General features: G+C 52.2%; 32 protein-coding genes and 1 pseudogene. 4 read left to right on the top strand and 29 right to left on the bottom strand.

Annotated features, from left to right (window positions below; translation table 11 throughout):
• Positions 1–66 precede the first annotated feature (66 nt).
• The 8 genes from BBD42_RS15730 to BBD42_RS15695 all read right to left on the bottom strand — a co-directional run bounded on the left by BBD42_RS15730 (position 67) and on the right by BBD42_RS15695 (position 8,480).
• A complete protein-coding gene (locus BBD42_RS15730) occupies positions 67–1,473 on the bottom strand; it encodes a polysaccharide deacetylase family protein (RefSeq protein WP_099518910.1) in 1,407 nt (468 codons plus the stop codon).
• Positions 1,470–1,718: a hypothetical protein gene (locus BBD42_RS15725; protein WP_099518909.1), complete on the bottom strand. Its 249-nt coding sequence runs from the start codon at positions 1,716–1,718 to the stop codon at positions 1,470–1,472. Before BBD42_RS15725 ends, BBD42_RS15730 begins: the two co-directional genes overlap by 4 nt.
• Before the next feature lie 19 nt (positions 1,719–1,737).
• Positions 1,738–2,529 carry a phage minor capsid protein gene (locus BBD42_RS15720; RefSeq protein WP_099518908.1) on the bottom strand — a complete coding sequence of 264 codons (792 nt, stop codon included), beginning with the start codon at positions 2,527–2,529 and terminating at the stop codon, positions 1,738–1,740.
• Positions 2,522–4,063: a phage portal protein gene (locus BBD42_RS15715; protein WP_099518907.1), complete on the bottom strand. Its 1,542-nt coding sequence runs from the start codon at positions 4,061–4,063 to the stop codon at positions 2,522–2,524. The genes BBD42_RS15720 and BBD42_RS15715 overlap by 8 nt, the downstream gene beginning before the upstream one ends.
• Positions 4,064–4,091: 28 nt before the next feature.
• Positions 4,092–5,852, bottom strand: coding sequence for a phage terminase large subunit (gene terL, locus BBD42_RS15710; RefSeq protein WP_099518906.1), 1,761 nt, complete (start codon positions 5,850–5,852; stop codon positions 4,092–4,094).
• Positions 5,853–5,867: 15 nt separating this feature from the next.
• A complete protein-coding gene (locus BBD42_RS15705; RefSeq protein ID WP_099518905.1) occupies positions 5,868–6,296 on the bottom strand; it encodes a phBC6A51 family helix-turn-helix protein in 429 nt (142 codons plus the stop codon).
• 1,040 nt (positions 6,297–7,336) lie between these two features.
• Positions 7,337–8,242: a hypothetical protein gene (locus BBD42_RS15700; protein ID WP_099518904.1), complete on the bottom strand. Its 906-nt coding sequence runs from the start codon at positions 8,240–8,242 to the stop codon at positions 7,337–7,339.
• On the bottom strand, positions 8,235–8,480 hold the full coding sequence (locus tag BBD42_RS15695) for a hypothetical protein (protein WP_150131557.1): 246 nt from the start codon (positions 8,478–8,480) through the stop codon (positions 8,235–8,237). The genes BBD42_RS15700 and BBD42_RS15695 overlap by 8 nt, the downstream gene beginning before the upstream one ends.
• Positions 8,481–8,653: 173 nt before the next feature.
• Here BBD42_RS15695 and BBD42_RS15690 point away from each other — a divergent pair, with 173 nt between their 5' ends.
• Entirely contained in the window at positions 8,654–8,857 is a 204-nt protein-coding gene (locus tag BBD42_RS15690; RefSeq protein WP_099518902.1) for a GNAT family N-acetyltransferase, read from the top strand.
• Between the two features lie 260 nt (positions 8,858–9,117).
• Here BBD42_RS15690 and BBD42_RS32570 read toward each other — a convergent pair whose 3' ends face one another.
• On the bottom strand, positions 9,118–9,249 hold the full coding sequence (locus tag BBD42_RS32570; RefSeq protein WP_257790770.1) for a hypothetical protein: 132 nt from the start codon (positions 9,247–9,249) through the stop codon (positions 9,118–9,120).
• Positions 9,250–9,355: 106 nt separating this feature from the next.
• Here BBD42_RS32570 and BBD42_RS15685 point away from each other — a divergent pair, with 106 nt between their 5' ends.
• The gene (locus BBD42_RS15685; RefSeq protein WP_099518901.1) at positions 9,356–9,565 is read left to right on the top strand and encodes a helix-turn-helix domain-containing protein; all 210 of its coding nucleotides are present in this window, start codon (positions 9,356–9,358) and stop codon (positions 9,563–9,565) included.
• A gap of 45 nt (positions 9,566–9,610) precedes the next feature.
• On the top strand, positions 9,611–9,928 hold the full coding sequence (locus tag BBD42_RS15680; RefSeq protein WP_099518900.1) for a YolD-like family protein: 318 nt from the start codon (positions 9,611–9,613) through the stop codon (positions 9,926–9,928).
• Here the strand turns inward: BBD42_RS15680 and BBD42_RS15675 are convergent, their stop codons facing one another.
• The 3 genes and pseudogenes from BBD42_RS15675 to dcm form a co-directional block, all read right to left on the bottom strand.
• Positions 9,929–10,513, bottom strand: a complete 585-nt coding sequence (locus BBD42_RS15675) for a hypothetical protein (protein WP_099518899.1) — start codon at positions 10,511–10,513, stop codon at positions 9,929–9,931.
• A complete protein-coding gene (locus BBD42_RS15670) occupies positions 10,513–10,914 on the bottom strand; it encodes a sigma factor-like helix-turn-helix DNA-binding protein (protein WP_099518898.1) in 402 nt (133 codons plus the stop codon). The genes BBD42_RS15675 and BBD42_RS15670 overlap by 1 nt, the downstream gene beginning before the upstream one ends.
• Positions 10,914–12,175: pseudogene (dcm, locus tag BBD42_RS15665) on the bottom strand (DNA (cytosine-5-)-methyltransferase). The gene BBD42_RS15670 and the pseudogene dcm overlap by 1 nt, the downstream one beginning before the upstream one ends.
• Before the next feature lie 121 nt (positions 12,176–12,296).
• On the opposite strand from dcm, the gene BBD42_RS15660 reads away from it, so the two are divergent.
• Complete coding sequence (locus BBD42_RS15660; protein ID WP_099518897.1) at positions 12,297–12,698, top strand: hypothetical protein; 402 nt, start codon at positions 12,297–12,299, stop codon at positions 12,696–12,698.
• Between the two features lie 9 nt (positions 12,699–12,707).
• Here BBD42_RS15660 and BBD42_RS15655 read toward each other — a convergent pair whose 3' ends face one another.
• The 17 genes from BBD42_RS15655 to BBD42_RS15575 all read right to left on the bottom strand — a co-directional run bounded on the left by BBD42_RS15655 (position 12,708) and on the right by BBD42_RS15575 (position 24,936).
• Positions 12,708–13,298, bottom strand: a complete 591-nt coding sequence (locus BBD42_RS15655; RefSeq protein WP_099518896.1) for a nucleoside/nucleotide kinase family protein — start codon at positions 13,296–13,298, stop codon at positions 12,708–12,710.
• Positions 13,298–14,734, bottom strand: a complete 1,437-nt coding sequence (locus BBD42_RS15650) for a hypothetical protein (RefSeq protein WP_099518895.1) — start codon at positions 14,732–14,734, stop codon at positions 13,298–13,300. Before BBD42_RS15650 ends, BBD42_RS15655 begins: the two co-directional genes overlap by 1 nt.
• A gap of 23 nt (positions 14,735–14,757) precedes the next feature.
• Positions 14,758–15,090: a 3D domain-containing protein gene (locus BBD42_RS15645; protein ID WP_172455510.1), complete on the bottom strand. Its 333-nt coding sequence runs from the start codon at positions 15,088–15,090 to the stop codon at positions 14,758–14,760.
• Positions 15,091–15,194: 104 nt separating this feature from the next.
• Positions 15,195–15,803 (bottom strand): hypothetical protein, encoded by a 609-nt coding sequence (locus BBD42_RS15640; RefSeq protein WP_099518893.1) that lies wholly within the window; start codon positions 15,801–15,803, stop codon positions 15,195–15,197.
• Between the two features lies 1 nt (position 15,804).
• Positions 15,805–16,137 (bottom strand): hypothetical protein, encoded by a 333-nt coding sequence (locus BBD42_RS15635; protein ID WP_099518892.1) that lies wholly within the window; start codon positions 16,135–16,137, stop codon positions 15,805–15,807.
• On the bottom strand, positions 16,134–16,802 hold the full coding sequence (gene thyX, locus BBD42_RS15630; protein ID WP_099521628.1) for an FAD-dependent thymidylate synthase: 669 nt from the start codon (positions 16,800–16,802) through the stop codon (positions 16,134–16,136). Before thyX ends, BBD42_RS15635 begins: the two co-directional genes overlap by 4 nt.
• 170 nt (positions 16,803–16,972) lie before the next feature.
• Positions 16,973–17,503, bottom strand: a complete 531-nt coding sequence (locus BBD42_RS15625; RefSeq protein ID WP_099518891.1) for a dUTP diphosphatase — start codon at positions 17,501–17,503, stop codon at positions 16,973–16,975.
• Entirely contained in the window at positions 17,493–17,714 is a 222-nt protein-coding gene (locus BBD42_RS15620; protein ID WP_099518890.1) for a hypothetical protein, read from the bottom strand. Before BBD42_RS15620 ends, BBD42_RS15625 begins: the two co-directional genes overlap by 11 nt.
• A gap of 145 nt (positions 17,715–17,859) precedes the next feature.
• The gene (nrdF, locus tag BBD42_RS15615) at positions 17,860–18,828 is read right to left on the bottom strand and encodes a class 1b ribonucleoside-diphosphate reductase subunit beta (protein ID WP_099521627.1); all 969 of its coding nucleotides are present in this window, start codon (positions 18,826–18,828) and stop codon (positions 17,860–17,862) included.
• Between the two features lie 26 nt (positions 18,829–18,854).
• Positions 18,855–20,912 (bottom strand): class 1b ribonucleoside-diphosphate reductase subunit alpha, encoded by a 2,058-nt coding sequence (nrdE, locus tag BBD42_RS15610; RefSeq protein ID WP_099518889.1) that lies wholly within the window; start codon positions 20,910–20,912, stop codon positions 18,855–18,857.
• 11 nt (positions 20,913–20,923) lie between these two features.
• Positions 20,924–21,295: a class Ib ribonucleoside-diphosphate reductase assembly flavoprotein NrdI gene (gene nrdI / locus BBD42_RS15605; RefSeq protein WP_099518888.1), complete on the bottom strand. Its 372-nt coding sequence runs from the start codon at positions 21,293–21,295 to the stop codon at positions 20,924–20,926.
• Positions 21,289–22,470, bottom strand: a complete 1,182-nt coding sequence (locus tag BBD42_RS15600; protein WP_237163527.1) for an HsdM family class I SAM-dependent methyltransferase — start codon at positions 22,468–22,470, stop codon at positions 21,289–21,291. Before BBD42_RS15600 ends, nrdI begins: the two co-directional genes overlap by 7 nt.
• Positions 22,471–22,507: 37 nt before the next feature.
• The gene (locus BBD42_RS15595; RefSeq protein WP_237163526.1) at positions 22,508–22,936 is read right to left on the bottom strand and encodes a crossover junction endodeoxyribonuclease RuvC; all 429 of its coding nucleotides are present in this window, start codon (positions 22,934–22,936) and stop codon (positions 22,508–22,510) included.
• A gap of 88 nt (positions 22,937–23,024) precedes the next feature.
• Positions 23,025–23,273 carry a hypothetical protein gene (locus BBD42_RS15590; RefSeq protein ID WP_099518885.1) on the bottom strand — a complete coding sequence of 83 codons (249 nt, stop codon included), beginning with the start codon at positions 23,271–23,273 and terminating at the stop codon, positions 23,025–23,027.
• Positions 23,274–24,332, bottom strand: coding sequence for a hypothetical protein (locus tag BBD42_RS15585; RefSeq protein ID WP_099518884.1), 1,059 nt, complete (start codon positions 24,330–24,332; stop codon positions 23,274–23,276). It lies immediately after the preceding gene.
• A gap of 11 nt (positions 24,333–24,343) precedes the next feature.
• Positions 24,344–24,643 carry a hypothetical protein gene (locus BBD42_RS15580; protein ID WP_099518883.1) on the bottom strand — a complete coding sequence of 100 codons (300 nt, stop codon included), beginning with the start codon at positions 24,641–24,643 and terminating at the stop codon, positions 24,344–24,346.
• Positions 24,643–24,936, bottom strand: coding sequence for a hypothetical protein (locus BBD42_RS15575; protein WP_099518882.1), 294 nt, complete (start codon positions 24,934–24,936; stop codon positions 24,643–24,645). The genes BBD42_RS15580 and BBD42_RS15575 overlap by 1 nt, the downstream gene beginning before the upstream one ends.
• Positions 24,937–24,939 lie beyond the last annotated feature (3 nt).

The following is a 24,939-nucleotide window of genomic DNA, read 5'->3' as shown; positions in this document are numbered from 1 at the left end:
AAGCCCGTCGGCTATCGTTTAATACAGCCGCGCAGTTTAGCGTCATAGGCGTATCGGACAATTGCGTTAAATTTTGACGATTTGGAAATCCGTCCAAGCCAAACCGTTACCTGAGTTCGCAGCGCCATTTCCGCGTCCGAGTGCGATTGTCAAGAACGTCGTATCAAACGGTAATGTAAACGGAACGCGTAAAAAGGAGCCTTCGCCTGGTTGCGCGTAAAATTCGCCCCACAAGTTTTCGTTCGTCGATCCCGCTTGAATATCGAGGAACAAGCCGGACGATCCCGTTAGTTGAAGCTTAATGCGCTGTTGTTGCGCCGTTGTCGACCGCACTCGGCAGCGAATCTCAAACGTCTCGCCTGCGAACGCGAATAGGTTGTTAATACGTCCAACGAGGCTCTTATTTCCGTTAACGTCGTATAAATTAGACTGCTCGAAGCTCGGCGTACCCCAAACGGGATCGGCAGCATGGAACGTCTTATCTCCCCAATATGACGCGTCAGTAACGGACCAAAAGCCTGGAGTTGCTTGCGATACGCCTGCGAAGGTAATGCCGTTATCCGTCGCTAAATTCTGGCGGACACTCGATTTATTGACGTAGTAAAGTCCGGATAGCGTCAGAATCTCGGCTGTTCCCGCATCGCGTGCGGCGACTAGCGCGTCAAGAATTTGCATTACGTGCGTCCAATACATTTGATTCGTCGAGCCTGCGTTAGTTCGGTCAATTTGCTGCGGATGAATAAGAAGCGCGAGCTGCCATCCGTTCTTGACGCAAAGATCAATTTGCGCGAGTGTATCCGCAAGATGTTGCGCGCTCGTCTTGCCTGGCGGCATTGCCGTAACCGTATAGCGTGAGCCTCCGAAGTAGTTGCCGGTAGGCGGTCGACGCGTAATTGAGCCGATGTACGCAGAATAATGCGCGTGATTCTCGTAAATAATCCGTCCCGCATCGCTTTTTATATTCGTCAGCAGCTTGTCTTTATCGAGATTGTTGTACGCGCCTGATGGCGTTGCGCCTACTTGAATAAACCCTTGGCATTTCAACTTGTGCGTCGTTTCAATCGTTGTTTTCGACTGGATTACCTCGCGCTCCAAGTCTGATACGTTATTTGGCGTGTTATGGTCGTAACCGTGCGACCACGTTTCCATGCCCCAGCGCCAGCTCCACTTTTGCAAGTCCGCTGTTGTGACGCCTTGATTGTTGTCATTCGCTGGATTAGCGATTAGTCCCATTGTAAACGGCAATTTCCGCGATCGCATTTCCGTGATCATGTCCTGCTTTAGCCAATACGTTGAGTCATCGAACGTAATCGCGAATGACGCTTTGTTCCCGATGCCGATGCCGTCGCCCTTACTTTGCTGCGCCTGCTCGCGCAATGCTTGTCCGTAAACTAAGTTCGCTAGTTGAGCGGTCGACACTCCGCCACTACTCCCGCCGCTGCCCGGCTTCTTCGTTAGTCCGCGTCTACTCACCGTGTTTCAGCTCCTTGACGGCGCGCATAGCCGAAGTAAGCGTCCGTTGCTGTTACCGTGATTTCTTTAAACGGCTCTAACTCTTCGTCAAACGTGTAACCAGGACGCAGCGTGAACGTCTCTCCACTTACCGTAAACGTCAAGTTAGCTGCGCCATCATTGCAAATTACGAGTTCGTTCATTATCTTAGGCATGCTGATTGTACTCGTTGCTGTTCCGCTGAATGCCTTTAGTGCTTTCGCCATTACTCGTCCCCTCTCGTTATTACGGTTTTCTTATCGGCGTTATTACGTGCTTGCAATTCGGGTGGAATATCTCGCGCCTCGGCAAGTCACCGATATACGGATAATCACCCGGAGCGTCCGGCGTAAGCTTAATCGTCCGGCCTTCCCATTTCGCGCAAGCATCCTTCGCGCCATGGCTCGATATCGTCGCGTACATGACTCCGCGTCCTAGCGCCTCATTAATTGTTCCGTTAATCTGCGCCTGCATAAGCTTCGTACGCGTAACCATATCGACGTACGTTCCAACTTTCCAGCGCCGCCCACCTGCGTCCACGATCGCGCTATCGGCCGCAGCTCCGAGGTCCGCGCGAATACGGGCGATTGTCGCAGCGTTAATCGTCTTCCGTCCGTTAACTCCTGCCGCCATTTGTTCGCGCATAACGTCCGCTATCGCTTTACGGATGGCCGCTTTCGTACGCCGCTCCATGTTTTGCGTGACGGCGAGCAAGTCCGCATATGTGTCGTCCTTAAACGCTGCGCCTGCCGCCTGATTAGCGCGATTAAGCGGCGTACGGTTGATGCTGCCGATACCGAGCGCGTTTAACGCCCGATCGATGCCGGACTTAATTGCGTTTGGTATTGTCCGCGTAATCCAATCGGCGGCGCCGGTCCGTGTGCGTCCGAAGATGCTGCCGAGCTTCTTAAATAATCCGTCGCCAGATTTGCGTGTAAGATTCGCGACGTCTACGCGATCCATTTCGGCTTTAACGTCCTTAACCGCGTCGGTGTAAAGCTTCGTAATCTCCGCTACGTCCTTCTCTATGTCACTCATCGTTAAACACCGTTGATTCTACGGTTCCGTTAATGCGCTCGTCGTCCGCGCCTATTTGCGCAAGCACCTGTTCGGCCTGCGTGTCGTTAACGCCATCCAACCGCTTAATGGCAGACTTAACGTCGATTGTCGCTTGACCGCCAGTACGGATCGAGTAAACCTCCGCTTCGGCCTTGTCGTCCTTCGGTATGCCATCGCGCCAGGTAATCGTCGGATATACGGCTTCGTACGCTTCGTAGCCTTCTACGCCATCGTTCGCTACGTTTTCGAGCTGCATCGCCGTCCATAGTGCGTCACGGATCGCGCGGTCAACGTGATTACGAATACGTGTCACCTTCGTCAAGATCGGCATGAAGCGCGCTTTGATTGCGCCGCCGTCCGTGTGTGACGTGCCACTACCACCTTTGTCCGCCGAGAGCGTCGTGCCAAACAACCATTGCGGTGTTTCGCTCATTTGGTAGAGGATGCCGAGTAGGATATCGAGTTCCTTAAACGCTGCCTCCAATTGGCCTTCCCACACCATGTAACCTGGCGCAACCTCGTCCTTATTAACGGGAATATACTTGCCGCCCCAACGTACGCCATCGTCTCCATCGATATCCGGACCATACGCGATAGGATCGCTGTGTTTCCATAGGATGTAGTCGATCTGTACGAGCCGGTCGTTAATCGCGGCCAATACGGACTCAACCTTCTCGACTCCGCTAATTCCGCGCCAATCGTCGTCTGTCGTCTTGTACGGGATGTGATGTACGAGCAGTTGCGGTACGCCGGATGCTTCGATGTTACTTTCGCGGCTCGTCGACACTCGTTCACCAATGTTAAACGTCATAACTGGATAGCCGTACGTATTGACGACGCTTGACTCTGACGCTTCATAACGCTCATACACGATGTAGCCTGGTACGTGGCGCTCGACGTTGAGATACGGACGCTCGGACTTACCGCCGAGTATCGAATACGTTTCAACCCACTCAATCCACGCGATATTAATTGCGTGGAACTTCTTACGGCTGCCCCGCGATAACTCCGGAAATACGATCGCCGCGTCTACGGATTCGATAATCGGTTCTTTCGGAGCTGCTGGAAGCGTGATGTCTGCATATTCCTTACGTAGCTCTTCCGTCTCACTTACGTCCGCGCGCGAAGCATAGTACGTTTTAACGAACGAATCGCCGCGATAGCCAGCCCCGATAACTAATTCGTGAATGAGCTGCGTTAAGTCGTTCTCTTCGACGATTGCGTTTAGCCGCGTCTGCTCCGCGCTGTCGCCCGCCTTACCGCTATCGAACGTGGGCGGCTCCGTAACCATTAAATCGGCTGGCTTCGTGAGCAATACGTCGATTAAGTTAACCGCGATGAACAGCGATTTGAGCTGCGGTTCGTGCGGCGTGCCTTTAAGTAGCTCCGTTGCGCGGTCGTATATCTCCGCTTGGCGTCCGGCAAATATCGCTTTCCCGCGATAATACTTGCTGATTCGTTCGATATCGGCTGCTGGCGGATACTGTGCGCCAGTGTAAAATTTGCGTGTCATAGTTGGTTTGCGTCCTCCTTTCGTTCAATTAGCGGTAGAATATCGCGGGCTTTTCGCGTACTACTTTCTTCGCGCGAGCTACGTTCTCGACCGCGAGCTGAAGCGCATCGGCTGAATCAACGTAATCTCCGTGCGGATACTGCGCCATTTGGTCGAGCAGCATCGTATGCGATCGGTTGAATATCAGCGTTTTGTTATGACAAAGAGGCTCCAACGATTCAATGCGCTCCTCCTTGCCGGATTTGTGCGATTTGATATCGTTGAGCCTCGTTCGTGGCGCGCCCTCTCTTCGTAAAGCTTCCTGTAGCTGCCGATAAAATTCGTGCTGCGCGTTAATCGTCTCGACGCTGAATACGTGGTGCTTCCACTCTTTTATGCGGCTGACGATGAGGTCGATATAAACGTGCGGCTGCTCTTTCGACGCATACTCGTCAAGCACGAAGATGTGGCCGGTCTTTTCGTAGCGGCCGACCGTCAATACCGCGTTGTAACAGCTCCGCGCGTTCTTACCTTGCGCAATGTCCCACGCCCCGCTAATTGTAAGTTCCTCGACTGGAATACGCATTTCCTCGTAACGGATGAACTTGCGACCGCCTACGTATTCGAATCGGTAGTAACCGTATTGTTCCGGAAAGAAATACTGCTCGTCTTCCGAAAACGCTAGGTTACGAAACTCCGAATTGTATGCGCGTGTTCCCATGTTGAATTTTTCGTGCATCAAAGCGCGGTACGACCAACGCCACGGCCACGCGAGTTTAACGCCGGACTCCAACGCGTCTTTGTTGGCTTCGTAAAACTCGTCTACTTCCGCCTGGCTCTCACTGCGTCCGTATAGTTCGAGGTAATCGTCCCACAACTTCGGATTATCCGGTTCGCTTATAACCGCGCCGTGAAACGAGGATTTGAAATCCTTACGCTTCAGTACGTGATTAAGTAGGCCGGTCGCGCTAACCATCGTACCGACGAGTACAATCGCGGTCGCCTTCGTCCCAATAGGTACGACGACGGAATTAAACCAGTGTACGAGCTTCTCACGCGCTTCCTTCGTACCTTCGTTATTCGCGGATGACGGATCGTCTACGATAACCAGGTCGGGCCTGTACGAGCCGTGACGCTTACCCCGAAGCTGTTTACCAGACGATGACGCTTCGACAAGCGCACCTGATAGCGTTAGGAAAGCTTCTTCATTATCGCGTTCATTCTGCGTGTTTCGTTCGTGCAAAAGCGGTCCGAAGTCCGCCCGCAATTTCGCGTTAAACTTAAGTTGCTTATTTACCCATCCGATAAGCTTCTTTGCGAGCCCGTCCGTCTCCGAAATAACGAGAATGTACCGGCGCTTTCTGAACACAAGCTGATGAAGCGGCATTCCATTCGAGAACACGCCGGACTTACTGTGTCCGCGAGCTGCTGCGATCGCTAACCGCGCGTTGCGTTCTTCGTTGTTTACGTAATCGCATAGGTCGAAGAACTCGCGGTGAATTGGCGCAATGTCTTCGATACCATCGTGTGGTGTACCGTCCTCCGCGTTACGAATTACGTTATCTTCGTTCTCCGGATTGCCGCCGTCTGACGTGTATTCATACGCGAAATAGGCGACATCAACTTCCGCGCGGTGGATACGGATGAGCTGCCGTAGCTCCGCGACTGACTGCCGGTAACTCTCTACGTGATATTCCGCAGCCTTGCCCGCCTTAATCAGCGCATGAAGCTTCCTGCCGCGCTCCTTTACGAGTTCGATGCGCTTGGTCCGTTCGTCACGGTCGAGCCAATTACCGTCAACGTACGCCATAGCGCACCTCCTTCGTTATTCTTCCGCGAGTAAAGCGTCGATTTCTTCGATCTCTTGCGCGATTTCAGCGTCAGTCTTCGGTGCTGATGCGTCTTTTGTTTCTACGGATACTTGCGCCGTAATCAAGCCCTCACGCCGCATAAACAGGTCTAGCGCCTTAACGGAAGGCTGCGAACTGTCGATGAGCTGCATAAGGCGACGATATACGATCGGTCGTTTAGCCGCGAGGAAGTCGTCAGCGACCGCGTTAACGTAATCAATAAACGTTTTGTTCTGCGTACGCCATAGATACAGTGCTTGGCGTGTGATTCCGACTTCTTCCGCGATTTCGTCGTAAGACTTCCGCTCATCTTCTGGCGCAAACTCACGCTCCGCACACGCGAGAGCTGCGGTTCGTTGGCGTCCATCTAGCCGAGCCTCTAACGCTTGCTTTTTCGTTGACATTTACGTCCCTCCTTTCGTTACCCTCCGAGTTCAAAAAATTGTGCGCGAGTTCCGTACGGTTGATCCGGGTGGCGGCGCTAGGGCCTTGGGGGATCGCGCCAATTCACCGCATTAACGCGTTGGCATATGTACAAAACTCATATTATGGACACAAGTCTAATCGCCGCAAACCCGCGCCGTTACTGGATTCTTACGTTTTCGCTCGTCTGCCGAATCGCTCAGAAACGTTTTATACACCGTTTATGCACGTTTTATGCATCGTTATGCAGGCGCCAGTGCCTCCGCTACCCCGTGAGATTTCGGAGCCTCGTCCGGAGAGAGGCGCCTGCAAGTGCGGAAGCCCCTCGTATACGCAGCGGTGTAAAGCTACGTAAAGCTACCGTATATTTTCGCTACATTATATAGCGGTAAAATCACGCACATTTACGAACTTTACATCGCCTCTATTTCCGCTATAAAATTCCGCCAGGACAGCGTCTGCTAATTACGTACAGCGCTATTACTAACGTAGGACATGCGCAAACAAACGCAATACTACAAACGTCCGTGAATATCTCCGCTCTATACGGAGACTTCAGCGTGCAAATAAAAGCTACGGTTACTAGCGCAATGTGAACGAATAGGATAGCGGTTACTAACGTTAACAATCGTATCAGCTCCATTCTTGTACGTTTGCTCACGGTGGCTTTAGAAAGCCTACGGGAGCTTAAGAGCCTGCCGCGTCGCTGCGCTCCTTGCCTTGTCCGCGACAAAAGATATCGCGTCCAAAATGTATTAGTACATGAGGTTTGGCACGCTTTTGTCAAACCGAAATGTCGCTAGGAACGTAGTGACGACGCGTTAACGTTCCCGTTGGCTTCAAAGCCTGCGCGAACCTCCGTATTACGTAAGCGGCGTTGATGCCGCGCTATCCCTAAGAATAAGAGGACGAAACGCGTAAAAACGCCGCAATCCCGCGTGGCTCTAAGCGTTAAGCCACTTCGCAACTATGCAGTATATGGGATGAAATAGCCGTTTGCTGTGCAGTATATGGGACGTTTTTAATACGGATAAGCCGCGTCATCAACCTCTACAACGCCTTTATCTCCGCACTCTTCCGCTCTCAGCGCCTGCTTAAACTCGTTACGTACGAACTCCGTGTATTCATCGTTTTCAGCACGTGGCTTCTTCCGATACATAACGTCTGGATTCATGCGTATAATCTTCGCGCCGAACGCTTCCGACCTCATTACGAAGCCTGCTACGATAAGCTCACGCATACAGCGGCTTGCTGTTTCGTCATCGACTCCGACCTCCGAAGCGAATCTTGCTTGCGATAAATGACGAATTTCATCGCTGTGCCTAACGTTCGGATTACAGCAAAGATACATATATTCGTAGTGAATATACGGAATCATCTTGTATAAGAAGCCCGCTGCCTGAATCGAAACTTTAGCGATATCTGTCCGCGTCTTCGTTTGGTATATCCGCGTGAATGTCGTGCCTTTAATCGCGCGTCCGATCGTATGGTACGCCTCAGAGACGTTATAAACGTTTCGCTTGCCGTCTTTCTCCGCAATTAGTACGCCAGCCGTAACAAGTCCGCTAACGAGCGTAACCGTCCAGCGGCGAGCCTTACCGATTGCACGCGCTATCTCTTCGATGCCCATACGTTTAGCCGCGTACCGAAGCTCGCCGTTACGGTCGAACCGCATATACGGAATCAGCTTCATGACCGCTCCAATCTCGTTGAGGCTAAGAATATCGTTCAGCTTGCGTACAGGGACGTGATAAGCGACAACGTAATTACGCCCGCCTCCTACCGTTTCCATCGCAGCCTTACGCCTCTTTGCGTCCTGAATCGCGGAAAGTTGTTCGTGACTCATTACGCTGTATTCCGCTTCGTCAACGACTAGGAGCGTACGGCCGGTCTCGTCGTCGTAGTGTTTCGCGATTCCGTTATTCATTCGGTGCTACCTCCTCGCGAAAGTCGAGTGCATGAGCGATAAAGCGTGCTACCGTTGGTGACTCGATGGACGAACGCAGCTCAGAAAACCATCGTTGAATCTCCGGAATCACAGCGATAGAGAAATCGAATTTATCATCGGCAGAAAGCGTTTGAAGCTCCGCGAAATCGTAACCGATCTGTTCGAGTATTATTTTTGCGGAATACGCGGTATCTCGTCCGAAACTGTATTTAATCACGCACAATCACCGCTCTCTTTTCGTATTTGAAAACGCAAAAAATACGCCATCTCGCGAATGAGATAGCGTTTAGTATCGTCTATAACGTATAGGTAACTGAGGGCGTAAAATATACCCCTAAACGGAGGATTTTCCGTAAATTTAGCGAATTATTTTCGTAGAGGTGACGAAATATGACGAAGAAGCACAAGGGATTCCGCGAATTAACAGCGCCGGTACACTTCCATACGGCCGCCATCGACCAAACCGCCATACTCGCGTTCCAGGACGGTGAATTGATCGGCAGCGGACGTATCGAGGAAGTAACGGACGAAACCGTTAGAATAGGCGATGAATGGTTTATGCGCGATAATTGTACGTTTACTTACGCGAGATAGCGGTAGTTAGTAAAATACCGATTATGGCGGCCGCTAACTACCGCTAGACGCGCAATTTAGCTGTACGGATGCTTATGCGGTTACTTGCGGCGTTTAATCGTGGTGACTAGTGCGATGACGGAGATGACTAACGCAGCGGCAGATATAACGAATGTAACGGTTTGTAGCATGGCGGTAACCTCCTATTATTGTATTGTACGGCTTGAATATGTTAAGATTGGATTTGTAGGAAGAGGACTTTCGTCCCCTCCCTCGGTACATTAACGTTTGCGTGGGGCGCGTCGTTTTGTACCTTTTTTCTTTTTCGGTCTTGTTAGTAACGCCGTAGTCAATACGATTGCGGCTGTTACTAAGTTCATAACCGACATTGAAAAGTTCATCCAATCTTGCATTTCCCTCACCTCCTTATATTCTTATTATACGATATCGTATTACGTTTGTCAATAGACTTGACGAAAAATATTCGATATCGTATAATAAAGTTCGAGGTGATTATACATGAAATACGCCGTTACTCCACAGCTCGGAAAAATCCTAACCGAACGCGGCCTGACGCAAAACACGCTGTCCGAAATGTCCGGCGTTCCGCAAGGCTCAATATCACGCTTCGACAAGAACTCGCGCCACGAATCCGCCCATTTAGTCGCTATATCGCGCGCACTCGGATTAACTATCGAGGACTTATTCATCGTCGTTGAAGAGAATTGACGAAGGAACGTTTGTTCGCGTATAATAAGCGCGAGGTGATTCCGCATGAGTAAGAAATTAAGCGATAACGGTATATGGGAAAGCAGCCGTATGATAATATCGGAGCATCGCGAACGCATACTCGACCATTACCGCGAACTAGCGGAAAAAGAGAAACCGATACTCTACGAAGATGAGCGCGAAGTCATCTACGCAAGAATATCGGAATCATACGAACATAAAATCTCGATTACGCTCGTTCTATTTGACCGTTACGAAGACACGCGCGTCATCGGCGTAATTGAGCGCATTGACGCTATCAACAAACGCGTGCGAGTAGACGGCGAGTGGTTTTTCGTAAACGAGGTTATCGCGGCCGAGTAGTTACGTATATACGGAGCTGAGACGTTCGCGCCACGCTTTTGCTACGTTTTGAGCCGCTACGAACTGCTCCGTAAGCTCGCCGCCGGTTTCGTTAACGTTGTATACCGTAAGCGCGCTCGCCGCTGTATCACGCTTATACTGCGCCTGACGCTCGGTGTTACCGCCTTTCGCGTCACGGTCAACGCGCCAATTCTCGTAACTAGTGCGTCGGCGCTTCGTTGGCTTACGATAATCGCGACCGTCTGTGCCGATTTCCTCCGCAGCCTTTAGGCCGGTTTCTTTATCGCGTCTTAAGTCGAGCTGCCAATCGGACATGAACGGGTATTCCGTATTCGTAACTTTATCCGGATGCGTGTCCGTCAATTCCTCGTCTAGTATCGCGTCTGTTAGGCGTTCTAGCAGCGCCGTATCAACTTTAACCGCGCCAAGCACGTACGCCCTCGTTACAACGTCGATAAGCGCCATACGCTGCCTGCGGTCGCCTAAATCATACGTCTGTCCTTCGTAAGCGTAACGCAGGCTTTCGTGTACCTTCCGCTGCTTAGTGTTCGACTCAATCTCGTATACAATCTGCGTAATATCCACTATTCTGCGTCAGCTCCTTCGTCAACTGGTTCGATTTCTACCGTAATCTCTTCGTAATTCCACCGCGTGTATACAGCGCTAATCGCTTCTGCCGCGCCATCTAAGTGTTCGCTAACGTTCTTTTGCGCGATTCCCATAACGCGCGCTGCCTCTGCTTGTGTCACGTCCAGCCCGTAAACCAACGCAATTGCTTCCGCTTGCCGATCCGTCATGCCGCTGCTTTCGATCGCGCTGTGTAGGTCGATAATAATGTCGGACGCAGCCGTGTCTCCCTTGAATCGGCGCGCTGCTATCCGGTGCCGGTCACGAAGTAGCGCCTTAACGCCCTCCGCCGAGTTAAGCGCGTATTTCTGCTGATATTTGCGTGTATCTTGCGTTAAATCTACGTTTGTTCCGCCCACTAAACCGCCACCTTCGTATTAGATTCGAGTAATAACGGAATCAAACGCTTGCCTATTGCGCTGATTACCGTCACCGTCACGGCATTACCCGCCTGCTTATACCGCTGCGAGTCGGATACACCCGCTGCTTTAACTGCATCATGAGCAGCGTCCGAGAATCCTTGCAGTCGCCAGCATTCGAGTGGCGTGAGCTTGCGGATACGATAGCGCGGGTATGTCCCGATTGCAATACCGTGCTTGTCCTGCGCCGTAAGTGTAAACGCCTCTTCTCCGTCTTCTTTGAAGCGTCGTCCGTTTTGGCGCTTCTCTGCTCGATCCGGTGTGAGGACTGGGCGCACTTCCAAGACGTGTGTACGCCGACCCTTACCGATATCGCCAGGCGACGTACCCTTCGCGTAGTTGGCGTATACAGTAGACGCCAAGCCGGTGCCGTTCGAATATTGTTGAAGCTCCGCTATTTTCGGTGTAGTGTCCCCGCTCGATCCAGTCGGGATTGTCGGCGCTACGCCGGTCGGCGAGTACACGCGCCTACATATGTCGTGACCGTTAATTCCGCTTACATGACCGACCATTTCGCAATCGCCGGAATCTGACGCACTTCCACGCTCCTCAAGCTGCTCTACCAACTTCGCCGTCTTTTCCTCCGACAAGTAGTACCGTTCGTCTACACCGTCCTCCAGCACGTCGCGCAGCCGTTTTGTCACGGTATCATTCGTAGGCCAATCGAAATTAAACGTCCGAATGCCCAATTCTTGCGCCCGCCGCTTCGCTTTCGCTTCAACACCGCTACCACTCACGATCCAATCAGAATGTTCCGCATCACGGCTGCAAGCGATGAATATACGCTCGCGGTTCTGCGGTACGCCGTAGTGCTTACTATTCAGGACGCGGAAATCTATTGCGTATCCAATATCGTTGAGTACAACACACATCGTCTCGAACGTTTTGCCGCCGTCATGCGATAACAAGCCCTTAACGTTTTCTAGCAGCATCAAGCGCGGCTGTTTTGCGCTCGCAATGCGGGCAATTTCGAAGAATAGCGTTCCGCGCGCCTCCTCGAAGCCTTTACGCTGACCCGCGACGCTGAACGCCTGGCACGGGAAGCCGCCAACTAGAATGTCATGATCCGGTATATTCGCAGCATCAATTTGCGTGATATCTCCGTGTAATTCTGGCGCTCCGCTATACAGCGCCTTGTACGCTCGCTCGCGAAAACGCACTCGCCTCCTAACGTATCTAACGCCTGCCTAAAGCCGCCAATGCCCGCGAATAACTCGATATATTTGAACGCTATAAAAATCGCTCCCTTTACGTTGAATTTGCATTAAATTAAGCGTATAATACTCGTCAAAAGTACGTTAAATGATCGGAGGAACATCCGCATGGATAAACGTTTTAACATTGAGGAAATTCCGCTCGTCAACCTGTACGTTGCGACGGATAAGCAGCGGCGATTGCGCCTGTCTGCGGATATAATCGACATGTTTGCGTTGAACGCAGGCAATCGCGTTGCGCTCGGCTATGATGCGGAGAACCGCGCGATTGCTATACGTCAGGCAACGCCGTCCGATCCTACCGCAGCCAATATCGACAAGCGCGGTTATATTTCGTCAGCGCGCTTCTTTCGTAAAACGCAGCTCAGCGCGGAAAGTTTGCGTTACGCATATACTGCGTCACAAGACGGCTGGCTCGTGTTTATAGCGGAGGAAGCAGCGACAAAGGCGCCAGCTACAACCGAACCTGTCCGCAGAAGAGGACGGCCGAGGAGAACGGAAAACGCGTAATTGCCTATTTTACGCGTTACTTCCGTTAATCTCCGCCATAATCTCGTCAATCTTCGCGTATAAGTCCGCCAATGTGCCGCCGTTCTCCACCTCGTAATCTACCGCAAAGCCATTAGCGTGACTTTCCGTATCATGCGTCATATCCGAAAGTTGGAACGTATCGGCGCTGTCTACTGCGCGTTGAATGCGTAAGCTATCCGGAGCATTTACACGGATGATTGCGTAACCTTCGGCGCGACAGCGGGCGTATTCGTTAGGCTGGCGTAGGTCGGAGATTACGGCGCGGAATGGATACGAGTAGTTTCCGTTATCGTTATCGCAGTCTATTTGCGCGACCTCAATCCTCCGGTACATATCGTTAATCCATACGTTTTGATCGAACTCGCGCGCCATTTGACCGAAGCCCTGCAATAAAGCGCGGGGCTTTTCGCCGTTAGCGTACATTTCCGGATACAAGCGGCGTGTTACTTCGCGGATGCCGTCGCCAAACGCGAACCGCGTGTAACCGTATTTTTGTGTGAGGTAGGCGGCAACGGCATCCTTGCCCGCGCGGAGTCCGCCAGTGAGCGCGATATTAGGTAGCGCGTTAGAAACCGCCATTACTTCGTCACCTCTTCGCTAGATTCGTGTGCTTCGCGTGAATCGTCTACTAACACCGCGTGTCTAGCTACGTAACTATCTACCGTAGCCGTACCGCTCGGCCAAAGTGCGCGGTAGTCCCCGCTAGGAAGCACCTCCAACGATGCGTTTTCGTACTCTACGACATCACCTACGCGAACCTCCGTCGGCTTCGGCGCGTTGTAATACTCCGCTGGTACTTCGAGTCCAAGCGCACGGCGCAACGCGATAGCGCGTCCGATATGCGAGTTAAATACGTCGCCTGGCGCACATTTGGCGATGCCCTTCGCGTAAATATCACCGCTTTGGTAGCCGCGCAAAAGGCATACGACCGTTCTCTTTTCGCGATTAACGATAAAGTCCGCATTAACTCCGTAGTGGTTATAGACGTACTTTCCGCATTCCCGACTGCCGCCGCGCAGTCCGTCAATATCAGCCTTCGCGCGCTCAACGATATCGTCACGCGTTACTGTAGGCGTATAACTAACGATTCCGCTCGTCGCGTCCAACCGCTTAATGTCCGCTGTTACGCCCTCTTCGATAAGGACGATGTCCTCACGTACAACGCGGAGCTGGACGGTCATTTTCGCGAGCGCATCGGTTAGGCCGCTTACTTGCGTTTCGAGTGCGCTTACCTTCGCGGACAATTCAGTGAGTGGGATTCCGGTAGTCACTGTCGGAGTAGCGACGGTTGCTAACGGTTCGAGTACGTTATATGCGCAATTAGCTACCCACCGTTCGCCGCCGTGAAAATTTGCGCAAATATCATTATCGCCGCCATACAGCGCAACAGCTACGTCTCCGAGCCGGAAGAAATAACCGCCACTCGCGTAAGACTTACCGCCAATGTCCGTAACAATAATACGCTCGCCCACCGCCGCTTTGCGATCGACCATACGGAAGCGCTCGCCGTCAATGCGTACGATATCGGTCGGCTCAAGTACGACGTATTCGTGGTCGAATGCGAAGAACACACCGTCTTGACACGTGGGCGTAGGCTTAACATTAAAGCGCGCCGAACCTCTTCTCGACTCAGTAACGGTAAACACGTCGCCGTTAGCGTAATGACCTAACGCGTTCACCGCTGCCACAATTTTAATACATTCACCAACCGCCGCCTTGCGTTTAACCTCGTTGTACTCGCGTTGAATACCGCCAAGCTTTTCGTCAGGAAGTACCGTAATTTTTTCGTCCAATACAACCGCCTCCTTAGCGTTTTCGATTACGTCATACTTGCCATGAGGAACGTAAATTCCATTCGAACCCCAAACTTCCGCGTGTTTATCAACATTAACGCCGATACTATCGACTTTCGTAACGGAGAAATCCTCGCCGACTCCGTAAGCGCCGAAAGAGGAACTAGCGTCCGCGATTTTAATGCGATCTCCTACGTTAGCTTTACGTTTAATGTTCGCCATTTAATCCGCTCCCTTTTCGTTAATTACGAGCCACTAACACGTACCTCTACGTCCTGCTTCCCGAACTTGTCCGCCTGCTTCTTCGTTGCGTGCAGCACGTCAATACGCGCGCCCTTGATGCTGCCGCCAATATCCTCCGCAACCGCTTCAATAACCGTACCGTCCGCTAGCCGTATTTCCAGCGCTGTACCAAGCGGAATGACACGCGGATCAACTGCGACTATGCGGCGTCCATTTTCGTCGAATTGCGTGTGTCTTACGTCAATTCCGGACTTGGTTACGCCCGTGCATCCGGTGCAGCGCGCCGTGTATGCCGTCGCTAGGTACGTTCGCCATTCCGATTTCTTAGCGGCCACTACTTCCGCGATTACGGGCGGTTCTGGCGTGGCTACTTTCGGCTGGACTCCGCTAAGCTGCGCCGCTACGATCGCTAGCGTTATGAGCGCGTTGATTACGTTAACTATAAGGACTCCGACGGAATGAGTTCGTCAATCTGCGTGAGAAGGGCAGCGCGAGCTTCGGCGGGCGTGAGGCGTTCGATTTGGGCGCGCTTTACGGAATCTTCCGGACGGCATTCGTTAGTTGCGAGAATGGAGCGAACGCCATACGGCCAGTGCGGTTCGAGTTCGTCGATAAGATTAACGACTACGATAGTTCCTACGGCATATTCGTCGCCAGATACAAACCGCGCATAGTCCCCGACCTTCAGCGTATTTTCTTCGGACAGTTTCGCTTCGAGCTGCGAAATCTCTTCCGTAAGAGTTTCGACTGCCTTACGTTTGGCGTCGAGAAGCTGCGCGGTTGTGGTGGCGAGACGGAAGATCGTCCAATCTGCGTCATGCGTCGAAATATAATCCACGTCAGCTTCGCTGTCTGTAAATATGCCGTCATCATCGGAATCCAGTTCAATGATTCGGAAATAGGCCCCGGCGGGCTTAGCCGAGTAATCAATACCGTCCCATCGCGCAATGTCGCCAGCCTGTACCGCGCCGGAATGCGCTTTGTACGTCAGCCCTTCGTAAATAATTTCGTTATCAGATACCGCTGTAATTCCGTTTAATTGCGCCATATTATCGGCTCCCTTCCGTTTTAGGAAATGCTTCCGCGAGCATCCGATCAGCTTCCGCATACAAATGAGCACGCGCCTCTTCTTGCGTTACGATTCGGATATCCTGACGTTGGAACCTGTCCCATTCGCCAGTTTCGACACAGTCGCCTCGATACTCGCCCGTCTCATCATCGTCGTCTATATTCGTGATTCTGACGAGCATTCCCGGAGCAACGTCCGAATGCCAACCTACTTCGAGAACGATCGCGATGCTGCCGATTTCTTCTTGGCGCAGCTTTTCCTCTAACTCCGCTACCTCGGCGCGCTTCTGCGCCAACAACTCTGCCGTCTTCATACTAAATCGTCCCCTTTCGTTAATAACTCGTTGATTGCGACGGGAAACTTCGCTTCAACAAACGTTAAGATCGCCTTCGCGTACGCTTGAATCTCCGCCTGTGCGTCATGTGCGAGCCGTTGCGATAGGAAATGCGCGACCGACTGGACTGAAGCCGTCCAATACCAACGGACGTACATTCCGTAAGCTGGAAGGAATAGGCGCGCCTGCTCCGGACAAATACCGACCGACAACGCCCATTCGTAATTCCGTACTCCGCGATCGACGAGGCCTATTAACCGTTCCATCGCCTCTTGCCCGATTTCAAACGCGACACTGCCGCCGCTGCCTTGTTTCGAATTGTCCGGAGCGCTGCGCCACTCGTCCGCCTGCGGTATATAAAATACCGGCTCCTCCGTAATGTAGCGACGGCTACTTTCGTTCCACGCGTCCAAGCTATCGCCAGTACCTTCGTAATGCGCGGAACCTATAACGTACTTCCACCACTGGCGCGCGACCATCAACGGCGCATACACTTCGTATTGCAAGATTGCGTGGCGGAAAGGTGACGTATGGCCTTCGCGCGCTAGAAACGCGATTAACCGGCGGTCGCGGTCCGTAAGTTCGGTCGATTCTTTCGCGTAAGAAACGCGAGCTGCGTTTACGACCGTCAAGTCCGATCCCATTACGTCGACTAGGCGGACATATCCGTTATCAAGTACGTCGATTTTATTTCCGTTCAATTGGCGTCCTCCTTCATTTTAATCACGCAGCGACCAGGCGATGATGCCGATAATCGCGGCAATGACTAGCGGTATTACGATAAACTTACCGATTGCTTCGATTACTTCAACGGTCACTTCTCCGCCTCCGTTCCTGTTCCGGTATGTCCAAAACCGCCATTACCGCGTTCCGTTTGCGTTAATTCTTCGTCTGTTTCCGCGAATGAAACGCGAGTAACTGGCGCGATAACTCCTTGCGCGATGCGGTCACCAGCGCGGATGAGGTATGTTCCGATCTGACATCGTTCTCCGATGTCCCATATTGCGTAGCCACCGTTCAGCGAAAGAACGACGCGGCTAGCGCTAGTCGAGCGCGGTTCTAAGTTATCAAGCAACACCGCTACTTCCCCGCGATAATCCGAATCGATAGTCGCAGGCGAATTAGCTACGCGCAGCTTCGTGTTAAGCGTAATACCGGAGCGCGGCCGAATCTGCATTTCGTAGCCAGTCGGAATCTCGATCGCTAGGCCCAGCGGAACTTTAGCCGTCTCGCCTGGCGCGATGATTACGTCCTCGGCTGCGTACAGGTCGAACGCTGCGGCTCCGTCGGTTGCGTACGTCGGGACTTTCGCGGCTGGCGTGAGTAAGCGGATTTTAACGTTCATTTGGCGTCACCTCTTCTGGGATTTCTTCAACGCGGACAGTTACGGTGATTTCTTCGCTATCTAATTCATCCGCGAATAGTTGAACTACTTCCGCTTTCATTACGCCAATGCGCTCCGCTCGCTGCTCCGGCGTTAACACAGCGTATATCTCCTCCATTTCCGCATCAAAAACGTCCTTCGTGGTTACTTCAACGATCAACACGTGTTTCAAACAGCGTCGCCTCCTTCGTTTGTTTCGCGCTCAACTGCGCCTTACGTATACCTAGTCGACGCCACTTTCCGTTCTGCACACTTTCCGTAAAATAAAAAAAAATCCGCTAACCTACGAATAGGCAGCGGATTATTAACGTTACTATTTACGAAGAAAATACGAAATCCTCATCCGTCATCGGATCGGAATTAAGCGCAATTACATAACCGTCGCCCTTTTTCGAAAAGAAATCGTGATGCTGCGTACTGGTCGATAAGCCGTTCTCGACGATCGCACTGAACGGAGCTGGCGAAAATGCCGCGTCAAGGCCGAGATTCATCAGCGCTTTATTAGCGTTATACTCGACAAACCGCAGCACATCGTCAACTAGTCCGATCTCACCGTAAATTTCGCGCGTATACTCCGCCTCATTCGCGTGTAAATCCGCGAGTAAGATATCCGTTTCTTCGGCGGCCCGTTCGCGTTCAGCTTCCGTAAGTAGCTCACGCAGCTCCTGCGCGATGAAGCCGACAAATACACCGTGAATACTCTCGTCGATGAGGATTTTACGGATGATTTCGCCGCTCGCCGTCATGAGGCCGCGCCCCGTCAAGTACAGCGGATAGTAAAATCCGGAGTAAAACAGGTACGATTCGAGGAAGACGGACGCTACGCACGCCATGTATACGTCATACAGTGACGCATTCGGACGCAGAAGCTTACGGTAATAGTCGCCGATCCGCTGCGCCTTATATACGAGGTTGCGCTGATTCGGCGCCCAATCTTCGAGCAAATACCGCGTATCTTCCGCAGTCGTGAGCGTCGTGAATATCGTCGAATACGACTTCGCGTGAATCTGCTCCATCATCGCCATAAACGTAAGGACCGCGCGTTTACGCAAGTCCTCCGTATGTATTGCGATAAGCGGCATGCCCTCACCGCCTTGCTGCGTGTCCAATCCGGTTAAGCCCGCGAGTACGCGTTTATAGGCGCGGCGCTCCGGTTCGGTCAACGCCTGCCAGTCGCCGATATCGTCCGAAACGGGGAACTCTTCGTCCGTCCAGAATTGCGCTAAGTTCTGCTGCCAGAAGACGTTTACGTAATCCTCCGGCTTATTCCAGTTAACTGCGTTCATCGTCATATTTACGTTGGCTCCTTCGTTTAGACTGCGCATGAAGTACACTCCTCGACGGATAGACGCTTCGTCCGTGTATAATAAAGCGACTTAAGCCCGCGATGATTCGCGTAAGCGTAAATCCGCCCGAGCGTTCGCGTATTAACGTCGCTGTTTACGTGGATAATCGTCGATATGCCTTGGTCACAGTGCGGCTGAATCTCCGCAATTAAATCGATGAGCTTAAATTGATCGATATTGTACGCGGATTTATAGAACCATTGCGTTTCAGCGCTTAGGAAAGGCATTGGGTAATACGTCGTCGAGTTCGCATACGTCCGCGTCTCGATATGCTCCACGATCGGCATAACGGAGCTGGTAGCGTTCTGGATATACGATATAGACTGCGTCGGCGCAATCGCGAGCCTGTACGCATGGTAAAGTCCGAAATGGGCTACGTCAAGGCGCAATTGGTACCAGTCCGCAGGCGTAAGCAACTTGAATCCCGCGAAAAGCTCACGCACGCGCTCCGTTCTCGGCGCGAAACTCTCCGTTAGATATCGCTCGAAGTAAGTGCCGTCCGCATACGTCGACTTATCGAAATCCTTGAACGTCTCGCCGCGTTCCTTCGCAATAAGCATCGAAGCTTCCAACGAGTAGAAGTTCATCGCGGCAAAGAACGTACGGGCGAAATCGCGCGCCTCTTCCGACTCATACGGAATCTTATTCTTCGCGAGATAGCCGTTCAGGTTCATGGCGCCAAGACCAACGGAATGCAGCTCTTCATTCGCTTTGCGTACGCCTGGAGCGTTAGGGATGCGCGATAAATCCGATACGACCGTCAGCGCTTCGGTTCCTTCGTGTACGGATTCGCGGAGTTTGCCCGATTCCATAACGTTGACGATGTTGAGCGACGCCAGATTACACGAGATGTCGCGGCGATAAACCGTTCCTTCTTCGCCGATGTCTGCGATTGAGGACGTTTCTTGCAAGTTAAAAATTTCCGTACAAAGATTTGACATTTTTACGGAGCCAACCGCAGCCAGCGCATGGTCTTTATTCGCGTTATCAACGTTGCATATATACGGGTAACCGGACTGAAGCTGCGTAGATGCAATTAGCGTCATCATATCGCGCGCACTCATTTGCGTACGCTTCTTGACGGCTGGATTCGCGAGAAGAACGTCGTACATCTCCGTCATGTCCATATCGTCGAGATGCGTGCCGTACGCCTTATAAACGGAGTGGCCGCCAAATACGTACAAATCCTCGCCGCCCGCCGCCAGCTCGTAAAATTTCGCGGGAATAATAAGGCCGATTGATAGCGTTTTGATGCGCGCTTTTTCGTCCGCGTTAATTTTTTTGCAATCGAGAAACTCTACGACATCCCATCCGAATATGTTGTAGTAGCCCGCGCCGCTCCCTTTTCTTTGTCCCATTTGATCCGCATAGGAGAAGGCGTCCTCCATCAGCTTCAGCACCGGCATAACGCCTTTAGCCGCGCCATCTACGCCCTTAATCGGTTCACCGCGACCGCGCAGCTTCGATAGATTCACCGCGACTCCTCCGCCGATTTTCGATAGTTGCATACACGTTCCGAGTACGTAGTTGATCGAGTTTAACGAATCGTCCATTTCGAGTAAGAAGCACGATACCATTTCGCCGCGCCTCGCTCTCCCCGCGTTCATAAACGTCGGCGTGGCCGGTTGCAGCCGCTGCTCCATCATTGCGCGAGCCAGCCGTTCAGCGCGTTCGTAATCGCCTTGACCGAGATATAACGCGACAATGGCGACATGCTCCGCGTAAGATTCGAGATACTGCGCCTTGTCGTCCGTCTTCAGCGCGTAATCCTTGTAAAACTTGGACGCGGCCATATACGAAGCGAAGCGGAAGTCGTAGGATTCGCATAGGTGGACGATTTCAGCCGCTTCCGCATCGCCGTACATTTCGATTACGTCTTCGTAATAATCGTTATCGATTAGCCACTGTAAGCGCTCGGTAGTCTCATCGAATTTCTTCGTGTTAGCGGAAACCTCCTCCATAAATACCGCGACAGCCTCCGTGTCTTTTTCCAGTTGGTAATAACCGTCAGCTCCGCGTTGCATGATTTCATTATTTAGTTCGATATGTGACTTCGTGATAAAGCGTCAACTCCTTCGTTAAATTTGCGTACGTCTTCGTCCGTCCCTGCCAGTTCGAAGCGGCCGATAATCGGAACGTGATATTTCGCGGCTATGATGTCGGCTGCTTTACCGTAATTCGCGCCCCAGTTGACGTTGCCGGACGCAGCAACTCCGCGAAGAAGCGCGCTATTTTCGCCCAAGAATCGCTCAACTTGCGCCGGTACGCAGCCGAAGCCGGTTGTCGGTGTTACGATTACGTACGGCTCGTTAATGCGTTCGTCTAACGGAAGCTGAAGCGCGCGCCGCTTCGTTTTGGCAACGAAACGTACCACGTTTCCGGTCAGCGAATAGTAGACGATTAGCATTCCGCTACTACGCGATCTTGCCAGCCGAAATCAAACGTACTTACCATCTCGCCGCGCCATTCTATTTCGACACCAGCTCCGAGCGTTAATTCATTCCAGCGGTAAGGCCCGTCGCTGTACGTCGCGCTCGCGTCTCTTTGACCGTCGCAGCCCCCGTTACCGTGCGAGAACATGAACGCGGATACATCCTTGACGCTATGCCACGAAGGTATATGCGGATACAAGTTCTCACGCGTCAGGTTACCGTCTATAAAATCCGCCAGTAATTCGTCGAGCTGCGTTAAGCCGCCGCCCCACTTATCCGTTGACTTGCCGTGTTTGTCGTAGCCGATGTCCGTTATTTTTGCGAAGTAAGCTGGCGGCTGGCCTGCGAGGAACTTAGCGTCAAATTGCGTTATATCTTCGTATCCTCCTCGTTTGAAATTCGATCCCCAACGCGTAGTCACGGCAGGAATAAGCGGAGTACCGGGCGGCGCTTTGCGAACAATAAGTATTTGCGTCTCGATCGTCGTCCCAACGTGTGCGAACGTCTCGCCAGGCAGTCCGATTGTCGCTACGTGCCAGCACGTTCTATACAATAGGTCGCGCAGCTTTTCCGCGTAGTTGGCGTAATTGATTCCGTGCGGTAATACAAACGCGATGTAACCGCCAGGCTTTGCCGCTTTGACCGCGAGTTCAATAAACGCCAACTCCGACTTCCCTTTCGCTCGTCCTTTCGCCGCCCTCAACGTTACGAAATCGTCCGGTAAATCTCCCGCATCGACGTCAATTGAAACGCCATACGGAGGATTTCCGATAACGAAGTCGTAATAATTGCGTAGGCCGTGCGTGAGTGCATCGCCTTGAATTACGCTAACTGACGGATAAAGCAGCGATGATACACGCGCCGATGTTTCGTCTAACTCTAGCGCGGTTGTATTCGCGGCGGCCGGTATGTGTTCGAGGAATACGCCGCTACCGCATGACGGTTCAAGCCAACGCGATCCTTCCGGAAACGTCCCGCCACATAGACCACGTAACGCCTCGACTATGAAGCGCGCTACGTGCGTCGGAGTGAAGAACGCGCCGCCACTATACGCATTCGGAAGAAGGCCGCCCGCTGACGTGTAGTTCTGGCGTAAAAACTCGCGGTCATCCTCGGTAATCTCCGCATCAGGCTTCGCAATAATAGCCATTGACCGAACATTTCCGTCCCACCGCTTGCGGTCCGCTTTACCCAACGTCGATCAGCCCCTCTCGTAGTAAGTACGCCAGTATCACGGCGGCCGCGTCAGAATCGTCGTATCCTTTCGCGAACGGATATTCCGCAGCCAGCCGGAGCAGCCGCCGGACGTGCGCAGCTACTACGTCCTTTTCCGCCTTTCCATTGCCGGTTACGAGCTTCTTAACCGACGTCGGACTCAACGCAGGCTTGCCGTCTTCAGCGGCATATCCGTACGTATGGAGCGCTTTGTCCGCCGCTGCCCATGCGCTAAATATCGTCTGCGTTGCGCGCTTATTGCGTCCAGACGTAAAGTCCTCGCGCAAGATACGGTCGAATGGTCGGAATCTGTAAACGTTGTGCGCTACGAATGACTCTACTATTGAAGCGCGAACCGCATCGTTATCATCCGTCGAGGTAGCGACCGAGCCTGCGTAAATGAGCGTGGGAATGCGCTCTTTAACGTCGATGACGGCGAGGCCTGGCGATAACGATAAGTCAAGCCCGAGATAACGCGTAATGGCCGGTTTATTTTTCGCCAGGTTGAGTCACCTCCTTCAGCAACCGTTCGACAGCCTCGCGCAGTGATTCACGTACGAGAATAGTACCGGCTTCTTCGCTATCCGCGTCGCCATTGAGTTCACGCAGAAAGTACGTTTCTAATTTCGCTGCGATTTCCGGCGTAACAATATCGTCAATGTCAATACCGCTATCTTCAGATAACGCGATGAACGCCGCTGCCGTAACGTAGTCCTTAATAATCTGCGCCTTCTCCATTTATCGCGTCTCCCTTCGTAACTCCGTTAATTGGCCGAACGCTTCCGCATAATTCCGCTTCTCGAAATCCTTCAGGCCGGACCGCTGAATCGCGGCTACTTGACGTTCAATCTGCGTGTACTCTTCGTCCGATATTGTCGAAGCAATCGCGCGCTTGAAGTTGTTGAACGTCCAGTTACCGATATCAAGCGCAGGAGGTTCGCCAGCGTCTGCCGCTTCGACGATATTCGCGAAACGGTCAAGCACTTCGCGCCGCATATCGTTCGTGATTTCGATACCGAATACTTTAATGTCCGGATTCTTCGCGTAATCCTCGGCGCTCATTTGCCACGACTTCTTCGAGCCGTTAACGTAGAGGATGACGTAATAATCGAGCGGTTCGGCCACCGTCCCGTACATCAACGAATAGCAGACGCATTGCTTAACGTGATCCTCCTTCGGACCGTTCCGCGTGCTGTAATCGGACGTTTGGGCCGCCGTAGTTTGCTTCGATTTCACTTCGAGTCCGACGCGGATAACGGAGCCATCTTCCGCAACATAGCGCATGATCCCGTCACCTGTTCCGTAGAGTGCGAAAGTCTTACCGCGATGCGTCAGAATCGCCGACTTTTTGGCGAAATCCTCGAACATCGGCTCGCCGCGCTCATTCCGCTCAAAAGTGAAGCGTGGACTCTCCGTATGCTTCTCCGCAAACAAAATATCGCGTTGAATAATATCACCTATCGCCGTACCAATACGCGTCCAACGTCCTTGATACGGAGGTTGGCCGCCGCCATCACGTTTAGCGCCGCGTAACTTTTCGTATAAGCCGCGTGCATCGGCATTGGCTGCTGACGGACTAAAATACGGAATATTGCGCGGAGGCCATACCTGGCGCGCCTTGTTTGTTAGGACTTCCGTGTACCAGCGGTGAATCTGCGCGTCGAGTGCGTTGTCGTACGTCTCAGGACGCGAATGCCATGCGTCGAGGAACGTACGGAAATCGGCTGCGATTTTTTCTGCGAGTGACCGTTCTGATTGCGTTTGGGCTACGTTTCCAATGCGTGTGAAATGACTCAACTAACCGCCTCCTATTGTAATTTCGATTCGTCAAACGGTTCATACGTAATCTGCGCGGGACAATGCTGCATTTTACCGTTACAGAAATATTTACGCCAGATATCGCCTGAGTCCTCGCCTTCTCCGCTCAACTGGAACGTATAGTCGGGAAACTTCGCGGAGAAATTGCGCATGTCCGACTCATGGTCGTACCATTTGTAGGAATCCGCGTCTTCGTGTATTGCGTAAAGGTTATCGTCATTTTCGATTATGTGGCGGATAACTTCCGAGTCAGGAAGAATAGCGACGCTGTAATGCGTACAATAGCCCACTAGACCGCCCTCCATTCTTCAACCGTATATGTTCGCTCTACTTTGCGGACCTCTTCGATATCTGCGTCTCCGTAATCTTCGTAATGCCAATCGCTAAAGTACGATCCGGAGCGCGTAATAGTACCGCGATAGTTCCGCTCACCGTTCGTGAAGATGACGTAGAGTGATTGGTATTTCTCGCCTGCTCCGTCCCAATCGCCACATTCAACAATTGTGTACGTTACTCCGTTTATTACGAAATCATCTTCGCGCCATAAATCGAGCAGTTCACGCACCGTCATCTTAACGCTCATATT

This window comes from Paenibacillus sp. BIHB 4019 (assembly GCF_002741035.1).
In the GTDB taxonomy this organism is placed as follows: Bacteria; Bacillota; Bacilli; order Paenibacillales; family Paenibacillaceae; genus Pristimantibacillus.
This window is presented reverse-complemented; position numbering and strand designations above follow the sequence as displayed.